This is a genomic window from Wolbachia endosymbiont of Drosophila tsacasi (assembly GCF_028982115.1).
Taxonomy (GTDB): domain Bacteria; phylum Pseudomonadota; class Alphaproteobacteria; order Rickettsiales; family Anaplasmataceae; genus Wolbachia; species Wolbachia pipientis_B.
In genome coordinates this window covers 1-14,566 of sequence record NZ_JAPQLJ010000014.1, presented here as the reverse complement: position 1 = coordinate 14,566, position 14,566 = coordinate 1, and the positions used below count along the sequence as shown (strand labels likewise).

The 14,566-nt window shown below is 34.9% G+C and carries 10 protein-coding genes and 2 pseudogenes; 7 read left to right on the top strand and 5 right to left on the bottom strand.

Going from position 1 to position 14,566, the window contains the following annotated elements; all coding sequences use genetic code 11:
• Positions 1–42: 42 nt before the first annotated feature.
• From OZD70_RS06075 to secB, 5 genes and pseudogenes are all read right to left on the bottom strand, one after another.
• Positions 43–1,188, bottom strand: a pseudogene (locus OZD70_RS06075) (IS3 family transposase).
• A 164-nt stretch (positions 1,189–1,352) separates the two neighbouring features.
• A complete protein-coding gene (gene putA, locus OZD70_RS00940; protein WP_275020275.1) occupies positions 1,353–4,493 on the bottom strand; it encodes a bifunctional proline dehydrogenase/L-glutamate gamma-semialdehyde dehydrogenase PutA in 3,141 nt (1,046 codons plus the stop codon).
• Positions 4,494–4,618: 125 nt separating this feature from the next.
• Positions 4,619–7,201, bottom strand: coding sequence for an aconitate hydratase AcnA (acnA, locus tag OZD70_RS00935; RefSeq protein ID WP_275020273.1), 2,583 nt, complete (start codon positions 7,199–7,201; stop codon positions 4,619–4,621).
• A complete protein-coding gene (locus tag OZD70_RS00930) occupies positions 7,198–7,434 on the bottom strand; it encodes a hypothetical protein (protein ID WP_182183612.1) in 237 nt (78 codons plus the stop codon). Before OZD70_RS00930 ends, acnA begins: the two co-directional genes overlap by 4 nt.
• A 76-nt stretch (positions 7,435–7,510) precedes the next feature.
• Positions 7,511–8,014, bottom strand: coding sequence for a protein-export chaperone SecB (gene secB, locus OZD70_RS00925; protein ID WP_275020271.1), 504 nt, complete (start codon positions 8,012–8,014; stop codon positions 7,511–7,513).
• A 164-nt stretch (positions 8,015–8,178) separates the two neighbouring features.
• Between secB and OZD70_RS00920 the strand changes: the two genes are divergently transcribed.
• From OZD70_RS00920 to OZD70_RS00895, 7 genes and pseudogenes are all read left to right on the top strand, one after another.
• Positions 8,179–8,829 (top strand): Tim44/TimA family putative adaptor protein, encoded by a 651-nt coding sequence (locus OZD70_RS00920; RefSeq protein ID WP_275020269.1) that lies wholly within the window; start codon positions 8,179–8,181, stop codon positions 8,827–8,829.
• A 24-nt stretch (positions 8,830–8,853) separates the two neighbouring features.
• Positions 8,854–9,549: a DNA polymerase III subunit epsilon gene (gene dnaQ, locus OZD70_RS00915; RefSeq protein ID WP_182183616.1), complete on the top strand. Its 696-nt coding sequence runs from the start codon at positions 8,854–8,856 to the stop codon at positions 9,547–9,549.
• A gap of 44 nt (positions 9,550–9,593) precedes the next feature.
• Positions 9,594–10,193: an SCO family protein gene (locus tag OZD70_RS00910; protein WP_275020266.1), complete on the top strand. Its 600-nt coding sequence runs from the start codon at positions 9,594–9,596 to the stop codon at positions 10,191–10,193.
• 208 nt (positions 10,194–10,401) lie between these two features.
• Entirely contained in the window at positions 10,402–12,789 is a 2,388-nt protein-coding gene (gyrB, locus tag OZD70_RS00905) for a DNA topoisomerase (ATP-hydrolyzing) subunit B (RefSeq protein WP_275020264.1), read from the top strand.
• A 428-nt stretch (positions 12,790–13,217) separates the two neighbouring features.
• Positions 13,218–13,709 (top strand): WD_0033/WD_0034 family tandem repeat-containing protein, encoded by a 492-nt coding sequence (locus OZD70_RS00900; RefSeq protein WP_275020262.1) that lies wholly within the window; start codon positions 13,218–13,220, stop codon positions 13,707–13,709.
• Positions 13,703–13,753, top strand: a pseudogene (locus tag OZD70_RS06070) (hypothetical protein); the annotation flags it as partial. The gene OZD70_RS00900 and the pseudogene OZD70_RS06070, both read left to right, overlap by 7 nt.
• A gap of 279 nt (positions 13,754–14,032) precedes the next feature.
• Positions 14,033–14,305, top strand: coding sequence for a hypothetical protein (locus tag OZD70_RS00895; RefSeq protein WP_275020260.1), 273 nt, complete (start codon positions 14,033–14,035; stop codon positions 14,303–14,305).
• Positions 14,306–14,566 lie beyond the last annotated feature (261 nt).

Here is a 14,566-nt window from a genome sequence, read left to right as displayed (position 1 = left end):
ACCTTACCCAGAAAAAGTAGAGAGGAAGTTAAGACGTTTTTGTCATGAAAATGATGCATCAAATTGTTCAGGGATGCAATAGTTAATAGTAGAATGACGTCGTTGTTTATTATAAAAAATTTCAATGTATTCAAATATGGCAGTTCTAGATTGTTGAGCAGAGTGTTGTGAAGGATCAATAAGTAGCTCTCTTTTGAGTGAGCTGAAAAAGCTTTCTGCAGGTGAGTTATCATAACAACAACCCTTATGACTCATGCTAGAGATAATATTTTTTCTATTTAATAAGAATTGGTGCTTTTTAGAAGTATATTGTGACCCTTGATCACTATGAAACAGTAGATCTTTGGCGGGTTTGCGTTTATTAACAGCCATAAATAAAGCATCTATAATTAATTGTTTATCCATTGGACTACTCATTAACTACCATACGTGAATATAAGTCAATTATTGCTGCCAAATATAGCCAGCCTTCTTTGGTTTTTATATAAGTAATATCAGTTACCCATACCTTATTGGGCTGGTCCGTAGTAAAATTTTGATCCAGGATATTTGGAGCTATAATCCTACTGTCTGTTTGCTGTTTTTTAGTTTTGAATCTTCTTCTAAGCTTAGCTTAAATGCCATTTTTTTGCATTACATCTTGCACTGTTTTGATGTTATAATTTTTGCCTAAAGCTTTTAGTTCAGCATGGATTTTAGGAGCTCCGTACCTGCATTGTGATGCTTGATATATTTTTTGAATATCTGCTAGAAGCTCCTCTCTTGCTAATTCTTTATTGCTTTTCTCCTGAGCAACCCATTTATAATAACCACAAGCAGATACATTTAAAAACCTACATAACTCCTGTATTTTATAGCTGCTTCTATGCTCTTTTATAAAAGAATATTTTACTCCTTTTGGCTGGCAAAATATCCCAGGGCTTTTTTTAAAATGTCTCTTTCCCTAGTTATTCTTGCTAACTCTTTCTTTAAGTCAAACCTTTCTTTGTCATAAGTAGCTAACTTTCCTTTGCCTGGAAATGCATCTACTCCTGACATTTTTTCATTATATTTTCTTACCCATCTGCTTAATAAATCTCCACTCATGCCTAAATCTCTTGCTATTTTTGCTGACGGTTGACCTGTTTCTCTTACTAGTTTTATTGCTTCCAATTTAAACTCTATTGTATATTCCCTTCTGTTTCCCATATTACACCTCTTTGAAAAAACGTTCTATTTTACTTCAAAAACGTCTTAACTTCCTCTCTACTTTTTCTGAGTAAGGTCATAGTGCATGAACTGGTCCTTTTCGGATCTTAGCGCTGTCTGCACGAACGTCTAGTTTAGGAGTAAGAAAAATTATGGCCTGCAAATTAATCCAAACACATAAGTGTGGTGTTACCACCGAATGCTGTAGTGTTAACACTTACAACTTTTTCTGTAGAAAAACGCTGTAAATAATGAGGACCACCAGCTTTTGGCCCAGTGCCAGATAGTCCTCTACCACCAAATGGTTGTATCCCAACTGCTGCACCTATCTGGTTACGGTTGATGTAGACATTTCCAACTGATATTTTTTTGCTTATTAAATCGATCTGATTTTGTATACGGCTCTGCAAAGAAAATGTAAGCCCATATCCTGTATTGTTTATATCACTTATAACTTCATTTAATTGTGACTTGTTAAAACGTATGATATGCAAAATAGGCCCAAATACTTCTTGCTTTAATTGCGAAATTTTTTGTATCTCATAAATATATGGAGGAAAGAAACAACCATTATGAGAATTTGTATCCATGGGTACTTTAAATAACAGATTTGAATCTTCGTCCTCTGACATTTTTTGCGTATGTTGGATCAGCACATCGAGAGACGTTTTGTCAATGATTGGCCCAATATCGGCACTTAAGTGCATTGGATCACCAATCTTTAGCTCCTGCGCTGCACCACATATCATTTTTATCTGCTTCTCTGCTATGTCCTCTTGAATAAACAGCACTCTAAGTGCAGAACAGCGTTGGCCGGCACTGCGAAACGCAGAAAGTACAACATCTGTAGTCACTTGCTCTAAGAGAGCGGAGCTATCAACAATCATAGCATTGAGCCCTCCTGTTTCAGCAATAAGCGGCACAATAGGCCCATCCCTATCTGCAAGCATTTTATTAATTATTTGAGCAGTTTGTGTTGAGCCAGTAAAAGCTACTCCGGCAATTCTATTGTCTGGAACTAATATTTTGCCTAAATATCCACCATCCCCAGGAATGAGGTGTAACACATTTTTTGGTATCCCAGCTTCATGTAGTATCTTAACAGCTTCGTAGGCAATAATCGGCGTTTGCTCTGCCGGTTTTGCCAGCACTACATTACCTGCTGCAAGTGCAGCTGAAACCTGCCCAATGAAGATAGCAAGTGGAAAATTCCACGGTGATATACACAGGAAAACTCCTCTACCTTCAAAAAAGATGAAGTTATCTTCACCTGTTGGACCTGGCAATTTTTTCCAGTCGCTCAGTTCATTTTTTGCTATCGTTGCGTAGTAACGTAAGAAATCCACTGCCTCTCTTACTTCCGCTATTGCATCAGATAAAATTTTTCCTGCTTCTATGATCAGAATGTAAATCAACTCTTTCATCCTTTCTTCAAGCAAATCTGCAGCTTTTTCAAGGCATTTAGCGCGCTTTTCTGCTGAAACATTCTGCCACTTAGTAAAAGCATTATGTGCTATTTCAAGAGCGTTTAAAGCTTGAGCACTTGTTGTATTTGACACTTCTCCAATTACATTTTCTAAATGTGCAGGATTCACCACTTCAGTAAATTTGGCATCATCAAAAAGTGACTGTCCGTCAATTATTGGCCCAACTTGCCATTTTTTTTCACTAAAGCTCTTTATATCATCTGCAAATTGTGAAACTATCACCGAGTCACTAATATCCATTCCCAAAGAATTTTTTCTTTCAGGTCCCAAAATATCTTGTGGTAATGGAATGCCTGGATGAGATTCATAATTGAAACTTATAGCTTTTTCCAGTGGATCTGAAATTAACTCATCAATTTTAATGTTAGAATCATTTATTTGATTAACAAACGAACTATTAGCTCCATTTTCAAGAAGGCGTCTTATAAGATAAGGCAACAAGTCACTATGTTTACCAACTGGTGCGTAGACACGACAGCTAACATTTGTTGCAAGCTCTGACATTGCATAATCATATAAGTCTTTTGCCATGCCATGTAAACGTTGAAATTCAAATCCAGGATGATTTTTATCAGCAAGCTCCATGATAGAAGCAAAAGTATAGGCGTTATGAGTTCCAAAGCATGGGTAAAAGCTGTTTGGTTTACTCAAAAGTTTCTGTGCGCACGCGAGGTAAGATACGTCAGTATAGCTTTTTCTTGTAAATACTGAGTAATCATTTAATCCCAATTCTTGCGTACGCTTGATTTCTGAATCCCAATATGCACCTTTTACAAGTCTGACCATAATTTTATGATTTGATCGAATAGCAACATCCTCTACAAAGTCAAGAACAGACAAAGCACGTTTTTGATATGCTTGTACAGCCAAGCCAAGCCCTTCCCACTCAGAAAGTGATTCATCAAGCCGTAATTGTTTAAACAAGATTAAGGACATTTCAAGCCTTTCTGTTTCTTCTGCATCTATGCATAATGAAATGGTGTATTTTTTTGCTTCATGACAAAGCTCTAGCAGTTTAGCTCTCAACTCTTCAGCTATATTATCGAATTGACCAAATTCATAACATGGATGTAACGCAGACAATTTGATTGAAATTCCATGCGATTTAAAACAATCATTTATTTCAGTGGATTCACCTATAGCCTTTATTGAGTACATGTATGAATTAAAATACTCTTCTGCATCTTCAGCTGTGTGAGCAGCTTCGCCAAGCATATCAAAAGAGTATAGAAACTTACTATTGTCATCTAGTTTTGCATACCTTAAAGCTTCTTCTATGGTTTCTCCAACAACAAAATGATTACCAAGCATAGACATTGCTTGTTTTACTGCTTTGCGAATGATTGGTTCTCCTAAATTCTTAAGTAACTTAGAAATTGCGTAATAGAACTTCGAATCGCCTTCATTATCTCTCAATATACTGCTACCTATCATCAAGCTCCATGTGGAAGCATTGACAAACAACGAAGAAGAGTGCCCTAAATATTTATTCCATTCCTGATTGGCAATTTTATCTTTGATTATTTCGTCTATTGTATAATCATCTGGTATTCTAAGTAGCGATTCAGCAAGGCACATCAATGCTATTCCTTCATCATTGGAAAGCGAGTATTGCTGCATAAAGGAATCTACAATACTTAATTTATTGTGTTTGATTTTTTCAATAACTTGTTTTGCAATATTATAAATTCTACTTTTTGAATCGGCTGAAAGCTCTGCTTTTTCTACAAGATAACGTACATAGCTTTTTTCATCAGTACGATAAAATCCTTGTAAACGTTTCTTTAGTTCATTAGGTTCTTGTATAGAGGTAATCATAATTATCTATAAAACACCTTTACTATATGTAAGGCAAAATTATATCATAACTTCGCGTAGAACAAATCATTATTTATAAAAGGGCTAGGGCTGGCTAAAAGAAGTCTAGTACTTACTTAACTTTACTAAGTCAAGAGAAGTATGTAGCTTAACACTCCACCATCCATCAAGTATTTAACCTCAGTTGCAGTCTGTACACAGCATTTGAGTTGAATTGATTGTTCAGAACTATCCTTTCTTTTGATGATACATTCTAAATTTCCACTTGGCACTATTTCACCTTTTATGCTTATTATCTCACTACCATCAAATATCTTTCTGGTTATTCCATTTTGGAATATAAGTGGAAGAACACCCATACCGACTAAGTTGTCCCTATGTATACGCTCAAAGCTTTCTGCAATCACAGCTTTAATTCCCAGTAGTGCAGTACCCTTTGCTGCCCAGTCTCTGCTTGAACCTGTGCCATATTCCTTTCCTGCAATAACAACTAATGGAACAGCTTCTTTTTTGTAACGCATTGCTGCATCAAAAATCGACATAGTTTCTTGAGAAGGAATATATTTTGTATAGCCGCCTTCGATGCTTACCATTTCATTTTTTATTCTAATGTTAGCAAAAGTTCCACACATCATTACATTGTGGTTACCACGACGAGACCCATACGAATTAAAGTCCTGTGGCTCAATTCCAAGATTTTTTAAATATATACCTGCAGGACTACTTGAGGCAATATTTCCAGCAGGGGAAATGTGATCAGTGGTTACGCTATCGCCAAACATTGCCAATATTTGTGCACCTTTTATATCGATTTTATTATTTTTAGGTGATAAATTATCAAAATAGGGCGGATCTTGTATGTAAGTGCTGTTTGCATCCCAATTATAGATTTCACTTTTTTCACACTTTATCTTTTGCCAATGTTTATCACCAGAAAAAACATCCTTATACTTTTGTATAAACATCTCACGTGTTACCACATTTTTAACACAATCTTCGATTTCATTGTTTGTTGGCCATATATCCTTGAGGTATACGTCACTTCCATTCTTATCTTTGCATATAGGATCTTTTGTCAGGTCAATTCGTACAGTGCCTGCAAGTGCATAAACAACAACAAGCGGCGGAGATGCCAAGTAATTAGCTTTGACTAACGGATGAATTCTTCCTTCAAAGTTACGATTACCAGATAAAACTGCAGCAACGGTTAAATTTTTGTTTTTAATGCCATCTTCTATATCACTATTTAGTGGACCAGAATTCCCAATGCAAGTTGTGCAACCATATCCAACTAGATTAAAACCCAAAGCATTTAGATCTACCTGCAATCCAGACTTTTCTAAATATTCTGTTACAACTTGTGACCCTGGAGCAAGAGAAGTTTTAACCCAAGGCTTTGATTTTAATCCAAGTTTAATTGCATTACGAGCTACAAGACCTGCAGCAATCATTACACTTGGATTTGAGGTGTTAGTGCAGCTTGTTATTGCTGCAATAACTACACTTCCATCTTGAAGCTTATCACTTTCCTTTGATTCGTTAACTGAAAATAATTTAGAAAAAGACTCTGCCACTTGTGAAAGAAAAACCTTATCTTGTGGTCTTTTGGGCCCAGCCATTACTGGCTTCACGCTTGATAAATCAAGCTCTAGTGTGTCAAAAAATGCTAACTCATTATTGCCACGCCACAATCCTTGCTCTTTCGCATAAGCCTCAACTAGCTTTTCTGGCCTTCCGGTTAAGCTTAAATAATCTAGCGTTTTCTGATCAATTGGAAAAAATCCACAAGTTGCGCCATACTCTGGGGCCATGTTTGCTATAGTGGCTCTATCTGCCAAAGATAAATAATCCAAACCATCACCATAAAATTCTACAAACTTACCAACAACACCCTTTGTTCTTAGGATATTGGTAACCGTCAGCACTAAATCAGTCGCAGTTACTCCTTCCGGCAGTCTGCCAATTAATTTAAATCCAACTACTTCTGGAATCACCATACTAATTGGTTGACCAAGCATCACAGACTCAGCTTCTATGCCTCCAACACCCCAACCAAGGACTGATAACCCGTTAATCATCGTAGTATGGCTATCCGTACCAACCAAAGTATCAGGATACAAAATCCCATCCTTATTACATACAACTTGCGCTAAATACTCAAGATTCACTTGGTGGCAAATTCCAGTACCTGGGGGTACTACTCTAAAATTTGTGAAGGATGATTCTCCCCACTTTAAGAATTGATATCTCTCCAAATTTCTTTTTACTTCTAGCTCAACATTCTTACTGAATGCGGAAACACTTCCATAACTATCTACTTGAACAGAATGGTCGATCACAAGATCAACGGGCACAGACGGATTTATGCTGCTTGGATCGCCTCCATTTCTCTTGACATAGCTCCGCATAGAAGCTAAATCGACGACAGCAGGAACCCCTGTAAAATCTTGCATCAACACCCTTGCTGGCTTGTAGCTAATTTCATGATTAGCGTGTTTATTAACGCAACTTGCTAGTATTTTTATATCATCCAGCTTTACGTTTACTCCATCTTCATTGCGCAATAAATTTTCAAGCAGAACCTTAAGTGAGCAGGGCAATTTAGTTACATCTATTCCTAAAAATTCACTAGCACTACTTAGGCTAAAATAGTTGTATGACTTCCCGTCAATATTTAAAGTCGTTTTTGCGTTTAAAGAATTATTCATCCTGCATAACCGTTTTTAAGTGAAAAATCAACTAATGATGTCATTCCAGCGCGTGACGCTGGAATCCAGCCTATTTCATCATAGACATTGTTTTTGACATATGTTCCTAGGATCCCCTGCAAATTGTATGATTTGCAAACACTTCTATACCTGGATCCCAGTGTCACGCACTGGGATGACAAAAACGGTGTGCACTGGTGGACATATAGACTACCTTCAAAATCATTACACATATTCTGCTTCATTTCAGATACTTTCTCCTTTGGTACCTCAGTAGCACAGCTATTTTCAGCTATATATTACACTATATTAGTTAAAATTGGAATTACTACCGTTACTTCTTTTTTGTTGACTTTGCTGCTCGTACATAGTTTCAAAATCTATAGGATCTAGCATTAGTGGGGGAAATCCACCACTACTTGTAACTCTTGCAATTAGCTCTCTCGCAAAAGGAAAAAGAAAAGTAGGGCCACCAATAAACAAAGCTTGTCTTACTTCTTCTGTACTCAATTCTTTAAAATTTTCTATTGAAAAAATGCCACAATATTTTGTCTCACAAATGAAAGCTACGCCATCTTTTATACCTTCATCTTTTATCGTTGCTCTGACTTCTATATGTAAAGTAATTTCATGAAAAGATTTTTCTTCATTTACTCTTTCTTTGTTTTCCATTCCTTCTAATTTCGCTGAATTGATATTAACCATTACATTGATATCGGGAGCTTTATTTGAAGGAAGGAATGGCGAATTCGGATTCTCAAACGATAGATCCTTAACATATTGACCGTGAATTCTCATTTTTTGTTGTTGCATTTCTTATGTCTCCTTTAATTAAGTTGAGATATTTAATACTTTCTTATATAATATATTCATTTACAAACGAATAGCAAACCTGATTATAAGTTAATATGAAAAACATATTTTCATTAATAATTAATAATGTTCGGATACTTTATATGCCAAGGAGTTGAGTTACTATGATAGAGCTTGTAATATATACTTTATTAGCGGCGTTCATTTTTTCACGTTTGTATAATTCTTTAGGAAGGTCAGCCAATCTCAATCTAAAAAAGCTAACTAGTGTATTGGATGTAAGCCGAAGTAAAGAAGATGTAGTAGAAAACATTGAGGGTTACATTGATAGCAATGATGAAAATTCAATAAAAGTTACTTATGAACAAATATTAAAAAAAAACAAAGATTTTTCTATTTCCCACTTTATAGAAGGTTCAAGCATAGCTTTTGAATTAATAATAAAATATTTTAATCAAGGAAATCTGTTCCAGTTAAAATCTCTCTTGGATAAAGATTTATACAACAACTTCGTAGAGAAGATTAAACATCGTAAAGAGGTGCACGAGTCTATAATTGTTTCTATCGTTTCACAAAAGATTTTAAAAATAAAGCTAGTAAAAAACACAGTGTTTATTGCAGTATATTTCCTTTCAGAGCAAATTAACTTCGTTAAGAACAATGAAGGGGATATCATATCAGGTAGTACATCCACCATTAATAAAGTTGGGGATGTATGGCAATTCAAAAAAAATGTTAATTCATCAGACCCAAGCTGGTTGCTTGTTTCTATTAACTATAAAAAGACAAATGATGATAAGACAAATAATAAGTAAAATTAGTTTTATTTAGAGTTAACCATGGAAAGCAAGCTACGCGAAATAGTACTTGACACTGAAACGACAGGTCTTGACATTGGATCTGGTCATCGAATTATTGAAATAGGGTGTGTGGAATTAATTAATCGTATTCCAACAGGTAAAGTATTTCATCGGTACCTTAACCCAGAAAGAGATATACCTTATCACTCGTTTAAGATTCACGGTATTAGTGAAGAATTTTTAGAAGATAAACCACTATTTTCAGATGTTGCACTTGAATTCCTTGACTTCATATCTAACGATATTTTGATAATTCACAACGCTGAATTTGACGTTAAGTTCCTTAATATGGAGTTAAGCAAGCTGAATGCTGGGTTAATTTCCTCAGATAGAGTGCTAGATACATTACCTCTTGCGAGGAAAAAATTCGTAGGATCGCCTGCTTCTTTGAATGCATTATGTAAGCGTTTTGATATATCGCTAGAGAATAGAGAATTGCACGGAGCACTAGTTGATGCTCAATTGCTTGCAAAGGTATATGTTGAACTTACAGGAGGGTTACAAACCTTTCTGTTTGATAATGAATGCAATCAGGACAGTAACTCTACATTCGTTCAGCATAAAGTGCGTAATCTAACTCCCAGAGAACATTCACCAAATAGTGAAGAAATTGATGAACATAAGAAACTGTTAGACAAAATTAACAATACACTTTGGGATAAATATATTGAATAGGTTAACCAATAAAGATACAATTTGATTTTACTGAGAGCATTCTAATGGTAAGGTTTATAAGATTGTTATCTAATGTGCTAGCAGCATTAGCAGTTGTTTTTTTAGGTTGTTGTTATTTCACTAAAAAAGGCATATTTGCCCCACACAACGCGGAAGTTAAGATAGGCGGAGATTTTTTTTTAATTAATCAGGAAGGACAGATCCTGCGCAGTAGTGATTTTAAAGATAAATACATGATGATTTTCTTTGGATTTTCCTCATGTAAAAGAATTTGTCCTATGAACCTTGGGATAATTTCAGAAACACTTGCAAAGTTAGATGAGAAAACTAACAACAAGCTACAAACATTCTTCATCACAGTTGATCCTGAGCGCGATAGCACGGAAAGACTTAAAGAATTTCAGCAGCAATTTGACCATAGAATACAAATGTTAACTGGTGAAAGAGAAAAAATAGACGAAGTAGTTGCAAAATATAAAGTATATGCAAGCAAAGTAGACGGAGAAGAAGAAATCAACCATTCTTCGATAATATATCTTATTGGCCCTGGAGGAAGATATGTTACACACTTTGCAGCTGATTTAAATTCAGACGAAAGTCAATCTGATAAGATTTTGGCTGAGATAAGAAAATACGTAAACTGAATTATAGATTTTTCTGTTAATTACGCAACTGCATGAGCATTATAATTTAATCTCCACCGGGAGGACGCATTGGAATGACACTATTTGCTGTCTTCAAAAATAAACATTCGTAAAGTTGTGCTTTTAACATGGGTTATCAGTTTAAAAATGTTGCTAACTAGTATATCTGAATGTAACATCAATTAACGTGTATAAATGAAGCAATCTAATGGAAAATAGTTATAATGCCGATGCAATAAAAATCTTAAGGGGTCTTGATGCTGTAAGGAAACGTCCAGGTATGTACATTGGTGACACTGACGATGGATCTGGCTTGCACCACATGGTATATGAGGTTGTTGATAACGCAATAGATGAATCTTTAGCTGGATATTGTGATAAAATTGAAGTTAGCATAAATAAAGATGGTTCAGTATCTGTAACTGATAATGGTCGTGGCATTCCAACTGACCTTCATGAAGAAGAAGGAATATCAGCAGCAGAGGTAATAATGACTCAACTCCATGCTGGTGGTAAATTTGACAGTAATACCTATAAAGTTTCTGGGGGATTACATGGTGTTGGAATCTCAGTTGTGAATGCATTATCAAGCTGGTTGGAATTAACTATTTGGCGCAATAAGAAAGAACACTTTATGCGTTTTGAAAGTGGTGAATCTATTGAACCTTTAAAGGTAGTCAACGAAAATACAAACAAAAGAGGAACTAAAGTCACGTTCATGCCATCAACAGAGACTTTTAATGGCATTGATTTCAGTTACTCAACGCTTGAAAGTCGTATAAGAGAATTAGCATTTTTAAATTCAAATATCGACATTACTTTACGTGATCTGCACAATGAACCATATACAGAATCTCATTTTAATCAGAGCAATCAATCTAAAGACAATTTTGGTACAGCGAATTTTGTGCGGTACTTAGATAAGAATAAGACACATGTAACTAAAATTGCCAGTATGAAAGGAGATGCAGAAGATCTTGGCATCAGCTTGGAAATATCGATGGAATGGAATGATTCCTACTATGAGCATATGTTATGCTTCACGAATAATATAAGGCAACGAGATGGTGGTACGCATTTGGCAGGATTTAGATCTGCACTAACTAGATGTATCAATAACTATGCAACTAATGAAGGGTTTTTAAAGAAAGCAAAAGTAAATTTAACTGGAGAGGATGTTAGAGAAGGTTTAACTTGTGTTTTATCTCTCAAGATGCCTGATCCTAAGTTTTCTTCACAAACAAAAGATAAACTAGTTAGTTCTGAAGCGCGTACAGTTGTGGAGAGCATAGTTTCTGATAAATTGAGCACAATCCTTGAAACTGATCCCAAATTGGCAGCAAGTATAGTAGAAAGAGCAATCAGATCAGCAAAAGGAAGAGAAGCCGCAAGAAAAGCACGAGAGTTAGTTAAAAGCAAAAACAATATTGATATTGCAACTCTGCCAGGAAAGCTTGCTGATTGCCAGGAAAAAGCCCCTGAGTTATCGGAATTATTTATAGTAGAGGGTAATTCAGCAGGTGGTACTGCAAAGCAGGGGCGTAATCGTAAAACACAAGCAGTGCTTGCCTTAAGAGGAAAAATTCTAAACGTAGAACGTGTAAGTTTAGATCGTATTTTTTCATCTGCAGAAATAGGCTCTTTAATTACTGCAATTGGTGCTGGAATAGGGAGTGAACACTTCGATATTGAAAAAGCTAGATATCATAAAATTATCATCATGACAGATGCAGATGTTGATGGTTCACATATCAGAACTTTGATTCTAACTTTCTTTTTTAGACACATGCGTGAAGTTATTGAAAAAGGCTACTTATACATAGCACAGCCGCCCCTCTATAAAGTTACAAAGAATGCTAAAGACACTTATATTAAAGATGATGAAACTTTTGAAGAGTATATAATAAACTCAGCAGTTAAAAGATTAACACTAAGTAGTACAGCTACAGAATTTAACGACTTGCGCCTTATTTTGAATAAATGCGTTAGCATTTCTAATATTAGCAAAAATTATGATAGAGAAATACCACAAAATCTCTTAGAGTCATTGCTAATTTTAAGCAAAAAGAATGCACTGTTATCTGCTAATGAAATATTAAAATATTTAAAGTTAATGTACAGCGAATATACTTGGGAAGTAGAAATAAAAGATGAAGAAAAAGAAATTCACATCTCTAAATTATTTCAAGGATTGGCAGACAAATATATATTTGCACTTAGTATGCTTGAAGGCAAAGATATGCAAAACATATTAAGTTTGCTTGATGATATAAGTAATTTATTTAATGGTGATTCATTTTTAAAGTCACAAGAAACTGAAATAAGAATCACTTCTCCAAGTACGCTTGCAAAAATAATAATGGACTATGGTAAAAAGGGTTTAACTCTGCAGAGATTTAAAGGTCTTGGTGAAATGAATGCTGATCAGCTATGGGATACTACGTTAAATCCTGAGGCTAGAACTTTATTGAAGGTTGAAATAAAAGATTGTGAAGAAGCTGATTCCATATTTTCAATACTAATGGGTAATATAGTTGAACCACGCCGTGATTTTATTAATAGCAATGCACTCAACGTGCATGATGTTGATATTTGAACTTTTAGCAAAATGTACGAACGTTACGGGTTTAAGCAAAAACTGTGTCACTCAAGTAGCTGACACTGGAACCTTATCGTCATGCCACCGCGGTGTCTCTTAGCCGCTAACAAGCAGCGGGATGACGAGTTTTCATTTTTCAAATTGTCGGTAAATCTGATTCACGCTAGCTACAAGTTTCGTTCTTCCCTTACAAATGACTTTACTGTGTCTTTTTTCTGATTCAGAATTAGCAAGAAACGTTCTTGTAAGGTGGTCTACTAAAATTTTACTTTATAAAACAGTGTTTTAACTATGCAATTAATACATTATCAACACAACTGATTCATAAAAGCAAATATTATAACCACGAAGAGAGGAAATGTTATGTTGAGTGCAATAAAAAAGATCTTGAGAAAAAAACGACTTATCAGGTAAATGATTCGAAATTGAAAGAGAAAGATGAAAAAAGTATTTTAAAATTAGCATCAAAAATAAAAGGCAAAAAAAGTAGCATTGCTGAAGAACTAGAAAAAATATCTAAAGAGAAAAAACAAAGGGTTCTTACTATGGAAGTAAGCAAACATCGGGGTAAAGAATCAACTTTTACACCACTTGCTTATGCTATACATAGAAATAGTATAGCTGTTGAGAAATTGTTAAGAGTAGCTAAAGAAAACGGTATTCTGAAAGACATTCTTGACGCAACAACAACTATAAAACATTCAGAGAGCCGGGAAGTGACTTACACACCACTTACTTATGCTATACTGCGTAGAAATAGTATAGCTATTGAAGAAATTTTAAAAATCTCTAAGGAGAACCGTATTCTGAAAGATATTCTTAACGCAACAATAACTATAAAACATCAAAACAATCAAAAAGTAACTGATAAGTTACTTGCCGCATTACATGATCGCAAAGTTATTCAAAAATTTTAGACATAGCTAGAGAAAACGATATTCTGAAAGACATTCTTAATGCAACAATAACTATAAAATATCAAGATAGTGAAGAAAAAATCTACACACCACTTACTGATACAATATCATGTCAAAGCAACGAAGTTTTCAATATAACAAGAGCTATAAATCAAGATGGTCAGGAAAAAACTCACATCCCATTTCCTACCCTTGATAAAAGAGAAACTGAATTAAAATTAAAAGAAAAAAGACAAAAAAGACAAAGTAGAAGAGATGAGGGATTAAATTTTAACAATGGTAGTAGTGACAAAAATGTTGAAACAAAAGTTAATAGGGATATCTTGTTGCAGAATAGTAGTGGAACTGAAAATGAAATAAATCATACTGCTGTACGTAATGATGTAGGGGGGATAAAGCTTCCAATAGAAAGTAGAGTAAATGTTAAAGCACAGAATATAAATGCAATGATTGTAACTTCTGTGATACTTAAAACGATTGTAACTTCTGTGGTATTTAAGTTGATAGCTAGTGAAAGAGCATGTGTACTGTCAAAACCCCTCACTAAATTGAAAGAAGTAGCTATAACAGATTTGCAAGGTTTAGCACTATATTGAAAAACTTAATTTGTATGTGCTAAACAAGATGCTGATTAGTTTTATAGCTAACCCAAGAAAGGTTTCCCTACGTCATACCGCCGCGGCGCTAACAAGAGATCCCGCTAACAAGCAGCGGGATGACAGTTGTCGTTTAGCTGTAAATATTAAGAAATTTACCAAATGAAAAAAAAGGCAAAAGAAGCCCCGGTTAACATCTATTTTCAGTATTTGGCGTTTTTTAAGTCTTAAACACCGCAATTTAGCTGCTTTTAAGTGCAA

Coding starts and splice junctions, on each gene's coding strand:
- putA (WP_275020275.1), bottom strand. CDS start 4,493: ATGATTACCTCTATACAAGAACCTAATGAACTAAAGAAACGTTTACAA.
- acnA (WP_275020273.1), bottom strand. CDS start 7,201: ATGAATAATTCTTTAAACGCAAAAACGACTTTAAATATTGACGGGAAG.
- OZD70_RS00930 (WP_182183612.1), bottom strand. CDS start 7,434: ATGTGTAATGATTTTGAAGGTAGTCTATATGTCCACCAGTGCACACCG.
- secB (WP_275020271.1), bottom strand. CDS start 8,014: ATGCAACAACAAAAAATGAGAATTCACGGTCAATATGTTAAGGATCTA.
- OZD70_RS00920 (WP_275020269.1), top strand. CDS start 8,179: ATGATAGAGCTTGTAATATATACTTTATTAGCGGCGTTCATTTTTTCA.
- dnaQ (WP_182183616.1), top strand. CDS start 8,854: ATGGAAAGCAAGCTACGCGAAATAGTACTTGACACTGAAACGACAGGT.
- OZD70_RS00910 (WP_275020266.1), top strand. CDS start 9,594: ATGGTAAGGTTTATAAGATTGTTATCTAATGTGCTAGCAGCATTAGCA.
- gyrB (WP_275020264.1), top strand. CDS start 10,402: ATGGAAAATAGTTATAATGCCGATGCAATAAAAATCTTAAGGGGTCTT.